Source organism: Gilvimarinus algae (assembly GCF_030518215.1).
GTDB lineage: Bacteria > Pseudomonadota > Gammaproteobacteria > Pseudomonadales > Cellvibrionaceae > Gilvimarinus > Gilvimarinus algae.
Window position 1 is genome coordinate 660,648 of sequence record NZ_JAULRT010000062.1, and the last position, 13,355, is coordinate 674,002.

Here is a 13,355-nt window from a genome sequence, read left to right on the forward strand (position 1 = left end):
CCTAGAGGGGTTGTCTTTGTCGCGTCTTTTTTGTCTTCTCCAGCGCCATGGCTGGTCTGGGTGGCGGCACGACTGCCGCTGAAGCTTCTTATTCGGCTTCCAATCGTTGCGCCTTTTGTTTGCAGAGCGTTGATCTTCGGAAAATTTGCCTCTGCAGACTTAACCCGACTGTTGTTCAAAGCACTGGAACGAACACAAAGCTCCGCTTTAAGGGCCAGGTTGAGACAGGTCGCCAGCTGCCAAGCGTCAAGTGCCGTTTTTCCTGTGGACGCTCTCTATATTCGCCCTGCAAACGATCGCCTTGTCAGTAATCGGCGGTGCGAATTCGAAAGAAAATTTCCTAGGTTAAAAACTATTGAGGTTGCTGGTCCACACTTTATTCTTCAGTCTCGCCCAGATATCTGTGCCGAGTATATCAGGCAGTGGGTAAGCCAGTTGAGTGAGAGTAGCGGGAGCTCGCAATAGCGCTTACTATTAGCAGGGTTACTTCCCGGAGGCGCTTCTATGGCTCAGATCATCCGCAGTGTTGACTGCGGCAATTCGCCCAAAAACCAAATAGTGGAAGATTTAGCGGTCGCTTTCGAAAGCGGTGACAGCGGGTCTTTGACGTCGGCGCTTGAGCAGGCGGCGCGCTGGAATAGCGCCGCGTTTGAGTTAGTCACTGCTGAAACGATTTTGGCAAGCGTGCGCGCACAGCCAAAGCCCGATGAGGTGTTTATCGATCGGGTGATGTCTCACGGGAAGGTGGGGGCAGTGAATGGGGTGAGCCGCCGGGGTGGGGCCGAGCGTCGCTTTTGCTACGTGTTCGCGTTTAGCTCAGTAAAGTGTCAGCGGTTGAGCCGTATTGAATCTTACTGAGGCCGCCGCCAGTGAAGACTGTGGTGGCCTTGCATTGGCCCGGTAGCGGTCACTGCCGGGCCAATGTATTGAGGGTCAATCGGCTGCCGATGCCTGGTTAAGCCGGTGCTTTTTCCAAATACGGATAGTCGGTATAGCCCTCTTCGCCGCCGCCGTAAAACAGCTCGGGCCGTGGCGGGTTGAGTTCAGCATCGCTGTGTAGTCGCTCGGGTAGATCCGGGTTGGCGATAAATGGGACACCAAAGGCCACGGCGTCTGCTTTGCTTTCCTCTAGCCAACGTGTTGCGCTGGCCTTATCGAACTTTTCGTTGGCGATGTACACGCCGCCAAATTGCTTTTTGAGCATTGGCCCCAGGCTGTCGTCGGCGGCGTGTTCGCGGGTGCAGATAAACGCCAGTTGGCGCTTACCAAGCTCGGTGGCGATGTAGCCAAAGGTTTCGGCGGGATTGGCGTCGCCCATGTCGTGACCATCGCCGCGGGGGGCAAGGTGCATACCCACGCGCCCGGCTGGCCAGACGCTGAGCACCGCATCGGTTATCTCAAGCATCAGCCGCGCGCGGTTTTCCAACGAGCCGCCGTAGGCGTCGGTGCGCTGGTTGGTGCTGCTTTGCAGGAACTGATCCAGCAGGTAGCCGTTAGCGCCGTGTATCTCAACGCCGTCAAAACCTGCGCGCTTGGCATTCTCCGCGCCTATACGAAACGCCTCGATCACACCGGCGATTTCTTCGGTTTTCAGCGCGCGGGGTGTTTCATAGTCTTTCATGGGGCGCACCAGGCTGACGTGGCCGTCGGGTTTGAGTGCGCTGGGTGCGACCGGCAGCTCCCCGCCGAGATAGATCGGATCGGAGATCCGCCCGACGTGCCACAGCTGCAGCAACATAGTGCCGCCCGCGGCGTGTACAGCCTGGGTTACCTGGCGCCAGCCCTCGACCTGTGCGTCGCTCCAGATTCCCGGGGTGTCGGGATAACCGACGCCCATGGGGGTGACAGAGGTGGCTTCGCTGATAATCAGCCCGGCGCTCGCGCGCTGGCAGTAGTACTCGGCCATCAGGGCATTGGGCACCCGGCCTTCGCTGGCGCGGCAGCGAGTCAGTGGCGCCATGATGACGCGGTTCTTCAGAGTCAGTTCTCCCATTTGCAGGGGGTCAAATAAGCTCGCCATGGTTACAGCTCCTGTGGGGATAAATAGGCTTGTATCGCTTGGGAAAAGGCTTCAATGGCCGCTTCATCGCGGCGGTAATAGTGCCACTGGCCGTGCTTTTGGCAGCGGATGAGTCCGGCTTTGCTCAGCGCCGCCAGGTGGGCCGAGGTCGAGGCGGCAGACAGCCCGCATTTTTGCTGTATTTGCCCGGCGCAGACGCCGAGCTCCAGTGGGTGCAGCTGCTCGGGAAAGTGAGTCTCGGGGGATTTTAGCCAACCGAGCATATCCCGTCGTAGCGGGTGGGCGAGGGCTTTGATGGCCTCGCTCAGCGATGCTGATGTCATGGTGTCTCTCTGTATTTCGTGAATTGGCTAATCATATTTCGTGAGTTGGCTAATCATATTTCGGAAAAATACGAAATACAAGTTCGTCGGCCGCCTGTTGCGGGTAAAGAAGGGTAAGAAGCCGAAATGCCGCTGAGGGTCTATTGCGGTTTGTTGAGGTGCGCTGGTGGGCATACGCCTTATATCGTGTTACTGATGATTCGCTTTTGTTAATGATAATAGTTGTTATTTGTGTTACTGTGCCGGCCTGATGTTGACCTACCCCTCTTTGGAGTACTTTCGTGAACTTTAAACGCCTCCCGCTCTGCACTGCTCTATTGCTTTGTTTTCAGTCTCAATGGAGTCTGGCTCAGGACACCGCCAGTGATACCGAATCGCAAAATCGCCAGGAAGGCTCTATTGAAGAAATGTTGGTAACCGGCAAATACAGTGTGCCCCAAACCCTTAATACCGCCACAGGTCTCGGCCTGACTCTGCAGGAAACACCGCAGTCGGTGTCGATTTTGACCTTTGAGCGCATGCAGGATCAGGACATCACCACGATTCTTGAGGCGGTTAATAACGCGGTGAGCGTGAGCTCGGAAGAAGTGGACAATGTGCGCAACAATTTCTACTCGCGCGGCTTTCGTATCGACAGCTACCAGATTGACGGCGTCCCCACTTCCTGGAGCCTCGGTGGTGACTCGGGAGAAACCGTGGCCGATACCGCGATTTACGAGCGCATTGAGTTTGTCCGCGGCGCTACCGGGTTGCTGACCGGGGTGGGAGATCCCTCGGCCTCTATTAACCTGGTGCGGAAAAAAGCCGACAGCCGCGAGTTAACCGGCTTTGTGGATTTTGCCGTGGGCAGTTGGGATGAGCGCCGGGTAACCGCCGATGTCGCCACCGCTCTGAACAAAAGCGGCAGTCTGCGCGGCCGTGTGGTGGGTCGTTACTTAGAGGGTGAGTCGCACGTTGATTACTACGAGGACGACAGAAACGTCTTTTACGGTGTTATTGAATCCGATCTGACGGACAACACGTTACTGCGCCTCGGTGCCAGCTACCAGCACAGTGACCCGAAAAGCACAGTGTGGGGCGCGCTGCCGACGTTCTTTTCCGACGGCAGCAAAACCGACTGGGACGTTTCTAAAACCACGGCCATGGACTGGAACCGCTGGGAGACCACCAACACCAACTACTTTGCCAGCATCAGCCATGAGTTTGCGAACGGCTGGGAGCTGAACGCCAACTACAACAAACTGCTGTACGAAAAAGACACCAAGCTGCTCTACGTCTATGGCTCCCTTGACAAGGAAACCGGCGAAGGGCTGAACGCCCAGCGCTATCGCAGCGATGGCGAGTCAGAACAGGACAGCATTGATGTTCAACTGAAAGGTGACTTCAGCCTGTTCAATCAGACCCACGATTTTGCCCTGGGCGCTTTGTACAGCGATCAGTCCGCCGATACCTTTACCCAGTTGCCCTTGGGGGGTGACATGAGCGGCGGCTACGACCGAGTGGATGTGGGTAACTTCTACGAATGGGGCAACCTGTACGAGCCCGAATGGTCCGACGAGCGCACCCAGTCCCAGGCAAGTGAAACCGAGCAGCGTGGCTACTACGGCGTTACCCGACTCTCTGTGACAGAAAAGTTGAAATTTATTGTCGGCGGCCGTGTGGCGACCTGGTTGCGCACCGGTTTTGACTGGAGCGGTAACGTCGATTATGGCAACCGAGACGAGTTTATCCCCTATGCCGGCGCGCTCTACGATGTCACAGACACCCATCGTGTTTACGCCAGCTACACCGAGATTTTTAAGCCGCAAAATAACCGCGATGCCAATGGCGAGTTTCTCGCGCCGTTGGTGGGCGAGAGTGCCGAAATCGGTTTAAAAAGCCGTTTCCTGGATGATCGACTGAACACCACCATCGCGGTGTTTGATATACGCCAGGATAACCTCGCACAGGTGGATACCGGCTTTGAGGGCACGCCCGAGCAGCGGACGGCTTACATTGCCGCTCAGGGCGCTGAGAGCACGGGCGTGGAAATTGAAGTGGTAGGGCAACCCATTGACGGCTGGAACATTAGTGCCGGCTATACCCAGTACGACATTGAAGACGCCACCGGTAATAACATCAACACCGATATACCCACCAAACTGTTTAAGGTGTTTACATCCTATGAGTTCGCAGGTGCCTTATCGGGTTTGACAATCGGCGGCGGTGCCAACTGGCAAAACGAGAGTTACTCGGAAGGGGAAAACCCGGCGGGTGATGATGATCGCTTTACACAAGAGGCCTATGTGCTGGTCAATGCCATGGCGCGCTACGCGTTTACCGACGCGCTGAGTGTGCAGTTTAACGCTGCCAATCTCACCGATGAAAAGTACTACTCGCAGGTGGGGCAGTTCAGTTCCTACCGCTATGGCACGCCGAGAAACTACACGCTGGGTCTGAACTACCGGTTTGACTAAAAGGCCTATAGCGGGCTACCGCCGTCAGCGGAGCGCGGAAGGCTGATTTATTACTTTGCAAACTCAGTGTTCTGTGCAGCGGCGGCACCCGAGCGGCTCTGTTGCGATGCTTTTCGAAGGCTCGCTCGTTAAGGGTCGAGCGCCCATTAGCGCGGTCACCACCGTGGCTGCGCTAATGAGCCCAGGGGTTAATCTCTTTTGTAGAGTGCCTCAATGGTGCTCGAGGCCAGGGCATTGGCATTGACCATATACCCGGCGAGCGCCCCCGAGGCGTTTTCCGGGATATCCAACGCCTTTGGCAGCGCGTAGACCGTAAACTGGTAGCGGTGAACGCCATGCCCTTGAGGTGGGCAGGCGCCGCCGAAACCTTTAATGCGGTAATCGTTGCTGACGTGCATGGCGCCCTCCGGCAGGCCCGAGCCGTCTGTGCTGCCTGCACCACGCGCCAGCTCAGTGGTTGAGGCGGGTAGGTTCACCAGCTGCCAGTGCCACCAGCCGCTGCCGGTGGGCGCGTCCGGGTCATAGGCAAACACCGCATAGGCTTCGGTGCCTTCGGGTGCTCCGCTCCAGCTCAGCTGTGGCGACAGGTTGTCGCCGTTGCAGCCAAAGCCTTCAAACTCAAAGGTCTTGCTCATCATTTCGCCATCGCTGATGTCGTCGCTGTGCAGGGTAAAGGTATCGGCCTGAACCTTGGCGCATAGCGCCAGCACCAGTGCGCTCAAGCCGTATGATAAACGCCGTTTCATGGTCACTCCTTATTGGGTTGGACGGTAGAACATCATACCGAAACCCGAATCAACGCACATAGCCACCACGCTCTTGGCGAGTGCGAGTGGCTCCTTGCGGGGCGCTTTTTCCGATAGCCAATGCTTATACGACTATAGGGCGACTACTGCTGGCGTAAGCGTTGTTATTTGTATTATTATAATTTAATAAATTCATCGCGGACTTTATTTGCCGATAACAATAGCTGTAGGAGATGACGATGTCCCCTTTCTTGACGCGCGCCCTGGGTGCGGTTTTATTCGCTTTGGCCGCCAGTTCTCAGGCCGATAACCCCATCATCAAAGAGCGTTTTAGTGCCGATCCAGCGGCGATTGTTCACGATGGCAAAGTCTATCTGTACGTCGGCCACGACCAGGCGGCACCCGATGGCGACTTCTTTGTGTTGCGCGAGTGGAACATCTACTCCTCTACAGACCTAGAGAACTGGACACTGGAAGGGGCTGTACCACGCAAGATTTTCGAATGGGCGGAGGCAGATTCGGCCTGGGCCGCACAGGCGGTGGAGCACGATGGCCGCTTTTACTGGTACACCACAGTGCGTATGCCGGTGCCGCCCAGCGGCGAGGGTTTGGGCGGTTATACCCTGGGTGTGGCGGTGTCGGACCATCCGGTGATCGGCTGGAAAGACGCTCTGGGCAAGCCGCTGCTGGACCCCAATGAGACCGAGCCCGCCCCCCATATGCTCGAGCATCAGCACAGCTGGGATGATATTGATCCCACGGTGTTTATCGACCACGACGGTCAGGCCTATCTGTATTGGGGCAACTCGCACCTGTACTACGCCAAACTGGCGGAGGACATGATTTCCTTTGACGGCGAGATTCACAGGGTAGAGATCGCCAACATGCCCGGCACCTTTACCGAGGCGCCCTGGCTGCACGAGAAAAACGGCCGCTATTATTTGACTTTTGCCATGAATTACCCCGAAGAGCTGGCCTACGCCATGAGCCATAGCCCCAAGGGACCCTGGGAGTTTAAGGGCAAGCTGATGGAGACGCTGGAAGACAGCGGTACCAGTCATCAGGCGATACTGGAGTATCAAGGCGGTGATTACTTTGTCTATCACACGGCCGCTTTGCCTACGGGCGGCAACTTCCGCCGTTCGGTGTCCATGGAGGCACTCGTATACAACGCCGATGGAACCATCCAACCGATCACGCCCACCGCCTCTGGTATTACTCACGCCGCTCAGGCGCTGCAGAGTCTGGCGGACACGGACGAGTACCTGCGCTACGGCGACCATAGCTCAGTGTCCATGGGTGCGCTGAGCGCCGCCGATCGCTGGCAGTTTCAATGGCATTTAGCGGCTCTGGTCGAGCTCGACAACGCCGTTTCTTTCCAGCCGGAAACTCGCATGGGCTACTACCTGAGCCATCAAGAGGGTGAGCTGAGCATTCAACGTCATAATGGCACCGACGCATTTGCCCAAAGTGCTACTTTCATCAAGGTCGACGGCCTGGCCGGGCAGGGCAGCTCCTACCGGCTGCTGAACGACAGCTCAACGTACCTGATGAGCAAAGGCGACGGCCTGACACTGGGCCAGCCCGGTTCCGCCGCCGAGCGCAAGGCCGCCAGCTTTCAGGCGATGCCGGTGGAGTAAAACCTTGCGGCAGGGCTGACGGCGCCATTCGAGTGGCCTGATGCCAGACCGGCTCCGGCGGTGAGCGGTGTCATATTTGATTTCCAGCGCGGTCTTGGGCGATAGCGCGTGATCGCCGACCACTGCCGGAGCCGTCATATCTTGGGCGTCTGATCTCAGGCGCTCTAGCCCAATAGATGAAATTTTTTCTCAATAGCCTATAATACCGGCCCGTCGATGGGCTGTGGGCAACCCCGCAATCCCGGCCGTTACCGAGTCTGGCGCTCACCGCGCGCCAGATAGTGGGTAGGCGCCGTGTTGCCAGCTTGCACCCCGATACTAACCCCATAACAGGCGGGCAGCGGCCATCCCGCGGCCACCTGCACACTACGGAGATCTATCGTGAAAGCACCCGTTCGAGTTACCGTCACCGGCGCCGCTGGTCAAATCAGCTACTCCTTGTTGTTCCGCATCGCCTCTGGCGCCATGCTGGGTGAAGACCAGCCCGTGATCCTGCAACTGCTGGAAATTACCCCGGCGCTGGAAGCACTCAAAGGTGTTGCCATGGAGCTGGATGACTGTGCTTTCCCGCTGCTCGCCGGCATGGTGTGCACCGATGATCCGAACGTCGCTTTTAAAGACACCGACTACGCCCTGCTGGTTGGCGCGCGTCCACGCGGCCCTGGCATGGAGCGCAAGGATTTGCTTTCCGCCAATGCCGAAATCTTCTCTGTGCAGGGCAAGGCCATCAATGACCACGCCTCTCGCGATGTGAAAGTGCTGGTGGTCGGCAACCCGGCCAACACCAACGCCCTGATCGCTCAGCGCAACGCGCCGGACATCAACCCCCGCCAGTTCACTGCCATGATGCGTTTGGACCACAACCGCGCGCTGACGCAACTGGCGCAGAAAACCGGCAAGACCATCGCCGATGTGAAAAATCTGGTGGTCTGGGGCAATCACTCAGCCACTCAATACCCGGATGTTCACAACGCCACCGTTGATGGCGCTGCTGCCATGAGCCTGATCGACCAGCCTTGGTACGAAAACGATTTTATCCCCACCGTACAACAGCGCGGCGCCGCCATTATTAAAGCGCGTGGTGCCTCTTCAGCCGCTTCGGCCGCCAATGCCGCTATCGACCATATGCGCGACTGGGCCCTGGGCAGTGCAGAGGGCGACTGGGTGAGCATGGGTATCTACAGCGATGGCAGTTACGGCATCGAAGAAGGACTGATTTACTCTTTCCCCTGCGTGTGCAAAAACGGGGATTGGGAAATCGTTCAGGGTGTCGAAACCAACGACTTCTCCAAGGCCCGTATGAAAGCCACTGAGCAAGAGTTGAAAGAAGAGCGCGACGCCGTGGCTCACCTGCTGCCCTAAGGGTTAGTGTGTGCCAAAGAAAACCCGCGTTTTTACGCGGGTTTTTTTATGTGTAGTCGATTTACCTTCATGCCTCGCCCTCCTATAATCGCCAATGACATAAATTTTTATATATAAAAAATAGGCGAATCACGATGAGGTACCGTTTCCGCTCTGGCATTGCAGCTCTTTGTGCTTATCTACTCATCACGGCCTTGTCTGGCTCCGCCTTGGCCGCTGCCGAGCCCGAGCCGGCTCGCACTGCACGCGTGATCCCGCTGGCTGACGACGCCTTCGCCGGCAGCTCGGTGAATATGGTGGCCGGGGCCCAGTCCTTGTACACCGACAGCGTGCATCAATACGCCGGCTTTTATAACGCCAAGGGGCAGCTCGTGTTGGCCAAGCGCCGTCTGGGGGAGGATCGCTGGCAGCGCGAGATCACGGCGTTCACCGGTAACGTCAATGACGCCCATAACAGCATAAGCCTGATCGCCGATGGTAAGGGTTACCTGCATCTTGCCTGGGATCAGCACAACAACCCGCTTAATTACGCCGTCAGTGACTCGCCGGGCTCGCTAACGCTCAGGCGCGCCGATATGCTCGGGCGCAAAGAATCGAGCGTGACTTACCCACAATTTCTGCGTCTGCCCGAGGGGGACCTGTTGTTGTCCTACCGCGACGGGGGCTCAGGTAGAGGTGATTTGGTGCTTAACCGTTTCAGCGTCGCGTCGGGGCGTTGGGTGCGCGTGCAGGACAACCTGATCAGTGGCGAGGGCGAGCGCAGCGCCTACTGGGACCTGACCCTAGACGGCCAGGGTGGTTTGCACCTGGCCTGGACGTGGCGCGAAACGCCGGATGTGGCGACCAATCACGACCTGCTCTATGCCTACTCGCCCGATGGAGGCGAGCGCTGGCAAAAGAGCAGTGGTGACACCTACACCTTGCCCATTACCGCCCAGAGCGCGGAGGTGGCGAGGGCCGTGGCCCAAAACACCAATTTGATGAACCCACCGCGAATCGCCACCGATCGTGAGGGAAAAGCGTATTTGGTTTCATACTGGTCACCCGAAAAGGATCAGCCGCCGGCCTTTCACTTGGTATACCAGGACGATGGCGCTTGGCGGACTTTGCGAGGGCCGGGCGCGGGGGAACATTTTACCCTGTCAGGGTGGGGCACCAAGCGGCCTCCACTCTCCCGGGCGAGCCTGTTGATTGAGTACGACTGGGAAAAAAGCTGGGCGCACATTATCTACCGGGACGATACCGCAGGCGGGCGTGTTTTGATGGGCACCGCGGAAGACTTAACCCGCCCTGAGTGGCGCATGCGTTATCTGACCGACACCTCTGTGGGCGCCTGGGAGCCAAACATCGACCCGGCTCAATGGGCTAGGCTGAAGCAGGCCCAGCTGTTGTTGCAGCCGGTGCGACAAATCGATGGCGATGACTCAACGGGCGCGGGCAGCGAGGCTGCGCCCATTGAGCTACTGATGTTTAAGCCCGACTGGGAGTCTCATCAGTCCCGCGAGGCGGCCGGCGATACGATGCAAGTAAAGCGCCAGCAGACAAGACCCATTGACCCGGCGCAGGTCAAGGCGCTCGCGAAACAGGTGGCTGATTGGCAGTGGGCCAACATGCCTGATGGCTGGCATTATCACCCCCAAGGGTGGGGCGTTTGCCCGTTGTATGTCGGTATGCTGGACATGGATCCCTTTCTGCCTGCGGGTAACTTGAAAGCCAGGCTGCTTGAGCGTGGCCGCGAGCTAGCATTTGCCCCGCGCGATAACAATCCCTTTGATGCCGACGATTACTGTGTTTCTCAGGCGTGGCTTCGCCTATATCAGGACGAGGGTGACGAGGCGATGCTCAGCCCCAGCAAAAATTGGCTGGATAGAATTTTGCGAAACCCGCCCACCCACTCGCTAGATTGGGGCTACCCTCATAGCCGCCACCGTTGGAGTTGGAGTGATTCGCTGTTTATGGGTCCTATGGCGTGGATCTTACTATGGGAAGTGACGGGCGATGAAAAATACCTGAGCTTTATGAACCGCGAGTGGTGGGCCACCACCGAGCGCTTGTATCGCCCGGACATCGGCCTGTACTTTCGCGACGAATCTTATCTGGATGTGCGTGAACAAAATGGCAAAACCGTGCACTGGTCGCGTGGCACTTCCTGGGTGATTGCCGGTTTGGCGCAGATGCTGGAGCATTTGCCGCAAGATTATCCGGAGTATCAGCGATATAAAGTGCTGTTTCAGGAAATGGCCGCAGCGTTTCTTCAGGCCCAGCAAGCGGACGGGCTATGGCGCCCGGGTCTGCTCGACCCGCAAACGCACAACGCCCGCGAAACTAGCGGCAGTGCCTTTATCGCATTTGCCTTTGCCTCGGGCATTAATCAAGAAGTGTTGCCAGCTGAAACCTATAGGCCGGCGGTACAGAAAACCTGGGCGGCTTTATCGCAAAGCGTTCAGCCAAACGGCAAGCTCACTCAGGTGCAGCCGGTGGGGGCAGGACCCCACGGCTTTGACCCGGACAATGCCGCGCCATTTGCCAGTGGGGCACTGTTGATGTTGGCCAGCGAGCTGATGCGTCTGGCTGATTAGCGATCGGTGGTGGGTTTGTCCGAGTAGTGCACCTGACCGTGTTCATCGGTGTAGCGGTAGACGGTGCCGGTCTCACCTTCGGTAACGGAGGCATCGGCGCCTTTTTGGATTTCCTTGATGGTGATTTGGTTGTCGGCATTAAAGGCGGCGATTGAGCCTGTGCCATCAACAAAAATAATTTCGGCCAGTTCGTTGAGCTTGGGATTGGCGAGCAGCGGGAGTTTGTTCTCGGCCTGCATCTGGGCTCGGAACTCGGGATCGTTGACGATGGATTGCACCCGTGGGTCGTTTTTCATGAGCTGCACGCGCTGCCACCCCAGGGTGATTTTTTTCGCGGTCTCGCGGGCGCTGTCTTTGCTGTCGACACCCAGGCCCGAGGCCTCGAGCAGGTGCTTCATATCCTGGTTTTCCATCAGCCGACGAAACTCCGGCACTTTCATCAGCTCGTCGACGTCGCCCTCTTTCATCAGTCGCTGAGCGCGATTGTCGTTGAGCAGTTTTTGCAGGTCGGGATTATTGCTAACCCGGGTCACGCGATCCACGCTGTCTACCGGGTCGGCGATAAACGCTTCGCCCAGTTTCACACTGCTGCGGTCGGCGCCGCTCAGCGACATAATCGCACCGGCGGATTTGCTCACGGCCAGCTTGGCCGCCTTACCCACTGGGTCGCTTTTGGCGGGCGCGGTGGGCTCGTTGTTTTCAGCCTTAAGGTCTTTGGCCGAGTTGTACACATCCAAGGTATACACCAGCAGCAAGCCGACAAAGGCGCCCACCAGAGCGCCCACCAGCAGTCCGGCAATGCGCGAGCCTGCGCCGGGATTCTTGTCGTTGCCGGGGGTGAGCTTGGCCAGAATCCAGAAAATCAGGCGGATACCGATCATGACCACGATAAAGACCGCGATGCCCCCGGTGATGTAGGCGGCAATGCCGTCGATGGGGGTGTGCATTTTGACCTGCGCGGCGGCGGGTTTGCTGAAGTAAAAAGCCGCGCCATAGGCGCCGACAAAACTGACGGTGCGCGCCAGTGACCCCCAAAACCCGTTAAAATAACCGCGAATAGCAAAAAAAGCGGTAATGACCAAAAATACAATTGCGTAAACGCCCATCTTGTCGTCCTGTTGCTGATTTATTGTGAGCCGCCAGGTTGAGATCATATAACACAGACTCTTTGGGTGCCACGCTATCGGGGGAACTCCTTTGACCAATTTACCTAAAGCACCGGCATCTTCGGCTACAGGAACACTGGGCTGGCAGTATGAGTGCCTGATTCCGGGGCGCCACTGATGTATCTGTGCCCCGTCTGTAAAGCGCCGCTCGCGCAAAAGAGTGGCGGGCTTGGCTGCGAGCAGGGCCATAGCTTCGATCGCTCGCGCAAAGGATATGTGAACCTGCTCTTGTCGCATCGGATGAAATCCCGCCAGCCTGGCGACAGTAAAGAGATGATCGAGGCGCGCAGCGCCTTTCTCTCGGCCGGGTACTATCGACCGTTGGTGGAGGCACTGGCCGCCGTGTGCCAGAGATATGACGTTGGCCATTTGCTCGACGCCGGCTGTGGCGAGGGCTACTACGCCAGCGAACTGGCCCGCCGCGGCGTTAACGTGGCCGGAACGGATATCTCCAAAGCGGGGATTGTGGCCGCCTGCCGGCGCGATAAAAACCCCGCCTGGTGTATCGCCAGCATCAGCGACTTGCCCTATGAGACTGGCTACTTTGACGCCGTCCTTTCGGTGTTTTCGCTGGTCGATGAGGCGCAGTTTATCCGGGTGCTCAAGCCCGGCGGTATTGTGATTTTCGTGGGCCCGGGTGAGGATCACCTGCCGGCGCTGCGCGCGGGTTTGTACGAGTCTGTGCGCCCCTACAAAAGCGACAAGCCCGATCGCTACTTTACCCGGTTGCAGGACATTGAGCGGCAAACGCTGCGTTTTCCTCTGGCGCTTGAAGAGCGCTCAGCCATTGAGCAGCTGCTGAAAATGACGCCGCACTATTGGAACACCAACCTCACTCAGCACGAGAGGCTGTTTGCTCAGGCGCCACTGACCGATACGGCCGACATGCAAATACGGGTATACCGACGCGACTCCGATCCCGTCACGCCCTCCGATCTTAGCCTGTGATGGCGAAGCCTTTCGGCTACACTCTATAACGCATTGGCGGCCGCCTCAATCGGCGTGCGGCTTACCTTTCTTCCTCTGGGTGTTATGGCGGGGGACTTCAAGGTTTAACGGCGGC

The 13,355-nt window shown here is 57.7% G+C and carries 10 protein-coding genes; 6 read left to right on the forward strand and 4 right to left on the reverse strand.

Going from position 1 to position 13,355, the window contains the following annotated elements:
- Positions 1-504: 504 nt before the first annotated feature.
- Positions 505-858 (forward strand): hypothetical protein, encoded by a 354-nt coding sequence (locus tag QWI16_RS17725; protein ID WP_302715239.1) that lies wholly within the window; start codon positions 505-507, stop codon positions 856-858.
- Between the two features lie 97 nt (positions 859-955).
- Here QWI16_RS17725 and QWI16_RS17730 read toward each other — a convergent pair whose 3' ends face one another.
- Together QWI16_RS17730 and QWI16_RS17735 are read right to left on the reverse strand one after the other, a co-directional pair.
- Positions 956-2,020, reverse strand: a complete 1,065-nt coding sequence (locus tag QWI16_RS17730; protein WP_302715240.1) for an alkene reductase — start codon at positions 2,018-2,020, stop codon at positions 956-958.
- A gap of 2 nt (positions 2,021-2,022) precedes the next feature.
- Entirely contained in the window at positions 2,023-2,343 is a 321-nt protein-coding gene (locus tag QWI16_RS17735; RefSeq protein ID WP_302715241.1) for an ArsR/SmtB family transcription factor, read from the reverse strand.
- 281 nt (positions 2,344-2,624) lie between these two features.
- Here QWI16_RS17735 and QWI16_RS17740 point away from each other — a divergent pair, with 281 nt between their 5' ends.
- Positions 2,625-4,799, forward strand: coding sequence for a TonB-dependent siderophore receptor (locus tag QWI16_RS17740; RefSeq protein WP_302715243.1), 2,175 nt, complete (start codon positions 2,625-2,627; stop codon positions 4,797-4,799).
- A 188-nt stretch (positions 4,800-4,987) separates the two neighbouring features.
- On the opposite strand, the gene QWI16_RS17745 is transcribed toward QWI16_RS17740, so the two are convergent.
- A complete protein-coding gene (locus QWI16_RS17745; RefSeq protein WP_302715245.1) occupies positions 4,988-5,545 on the reverse strand; it encodes a YbhB/YbcL family Raf kinase inhibitor-like protein in 558 nt (185 codons plus the stop codon).
- A 239-nt stretch (positions 5,546-5,784) separates the two neighbouring features.
- Between QWI16_RS17745 and QWI16_RS17750 the strand changes: the two genes are divergently transcribed.
- From QWI16_RS17750 to QWI16_RS17760, 3 genes are all read left to right on the forward strand, one after another.
- The gene (locus QWI16_RS17750; protein WP_302715247.1) at positions 5,785-7,185 is read left to right on the forward strand and encodes a family 43 glycosylhydrolase; all 1,401 of its coding nucleotides are present in this window, start codon (positions 5,785-5,787) and stop codon (positions 7,183-7,185) included.
- Positions 7,186-7,566: 381 nt separating this feature from the next.
- Positions 7,567-8,547 carry a malate dehydrogenase gene (locus QWI16_RS17755; RefSeq protein WP_302715249.1) on the forward strand — a complete coding sequence of 327 codons (981 nt, stop codon included), beginning with the start codon at positions 7,567-7,569 and terminating at the stop codon, positions 8,545-8,547.
- Positions 8,548-8,681: 134 nt separating this feature from the next.
- Positions 8,682-11,126: a BNR-4 repeat-containing protein gene (locus QWI16_RS17760; protein WP_302715251.1), complete on the forward strand. Its 2,445-nt coding sequence runs from the start codon at positions 8,682-8,684 to the stop codon at positions 11,124-11,126.
- Here the strand turns inward: QWI16_RS17760 and QWI16_RS17765 are convergent.
- Positions 11,123-12,232, reverse strand: coding sequence for a CvpA family protein (locus tag QWI16_RS17765; RefSeq protein ID WP_302715252.1), 1,110 nt, complete (start codon positions 12,230-12,232; stop codon positions 11,123-11,125). The genes QWI16_RS17760 and QWI16_RS17765 overlap by 4 nt on opposite strands.
- Before the next feature lie 177 nt (positions 12,233-12,409).
- On the opposite strand from QWI16_RS17765, the gene QWI16_RS17770 reads away from it, so the two are divergent.
- Positions 12,410-13,240, forward strand: coding sequence for a methyltransferase domain-containing protein (locus tag QWI16_RS17770; protein WP_302715253.1), 831 nt, complete (start codon positions 12,410-12,412; stop codon positions 13,238-13,240).
- Positions 13,241-13,355 lie beyond the last annotated feature (115 nt).

What these genes read in the sequence shown, in the direction of transcription:
- QWI16_RS17750 (WP_302715247.1), top strand. Translation starts at nt 5,785, where the DNA reads ATGTCCCCTTTCTTGACGCGCGCCCTGGGTGCGGTTTTATTCGCTTTG.
- QWI16_RS17735 (WP_302715241.1), bottom strand. Translation starts at nt 2,343, where the DNA reads ATGACATCAGCATCGCTGAGCGAGGCCATCAAAGCCCTCGCCCACCCG.
- QWI16_RS17730 (WP_302715240.1), bottom strand. Translation starts at nt 2,020, where the DNA reads ATGGCGAGCTTATTTGACCCCCTGCAAATGGGAGAACTGACTCTGAAG.
- QWI16_RS17765 (WP_302715252.1), bottom strand. Translation starts at nt 12,232, where the DNA reads ATGGGCGTTTACGCAATTGTATTTTTGGTCATTACCGCTTTTTTTGCT.
- QWI16_RS17760 (WP_302715251.1), top strand. Translation starts at nt 8,682, where the DNA reads ATGAGGTACCGTTTCCGCTCTGGCATTGCAGCTCTTTGTGCTTATCTA.
- QWI16_RS17725 (WP_302715239.1), top strand. Translation starts at nt 505, where the DNA reads ATGGCTCAGATCATCCGCAGTGTTGACTGCGGCAATTCGCCCAAAAAC.
- QWI16_RS17770 (WP_302715253.1), top strand. Translation starts at nt 12,410, where the DNA reads ATGTATCTGTGCCCCGTCTGTAAAGCGCCGCTCGCGCAAAAGAGTGGC.
- QWI16_RS17745 (WP_302715245.1), bottom strand. Translation starts at nt 5,545, where the DNA reads ATGAAACGGCGTTTATCATACGGCTTGAGCGCACTGGTGCTGGCGCTA.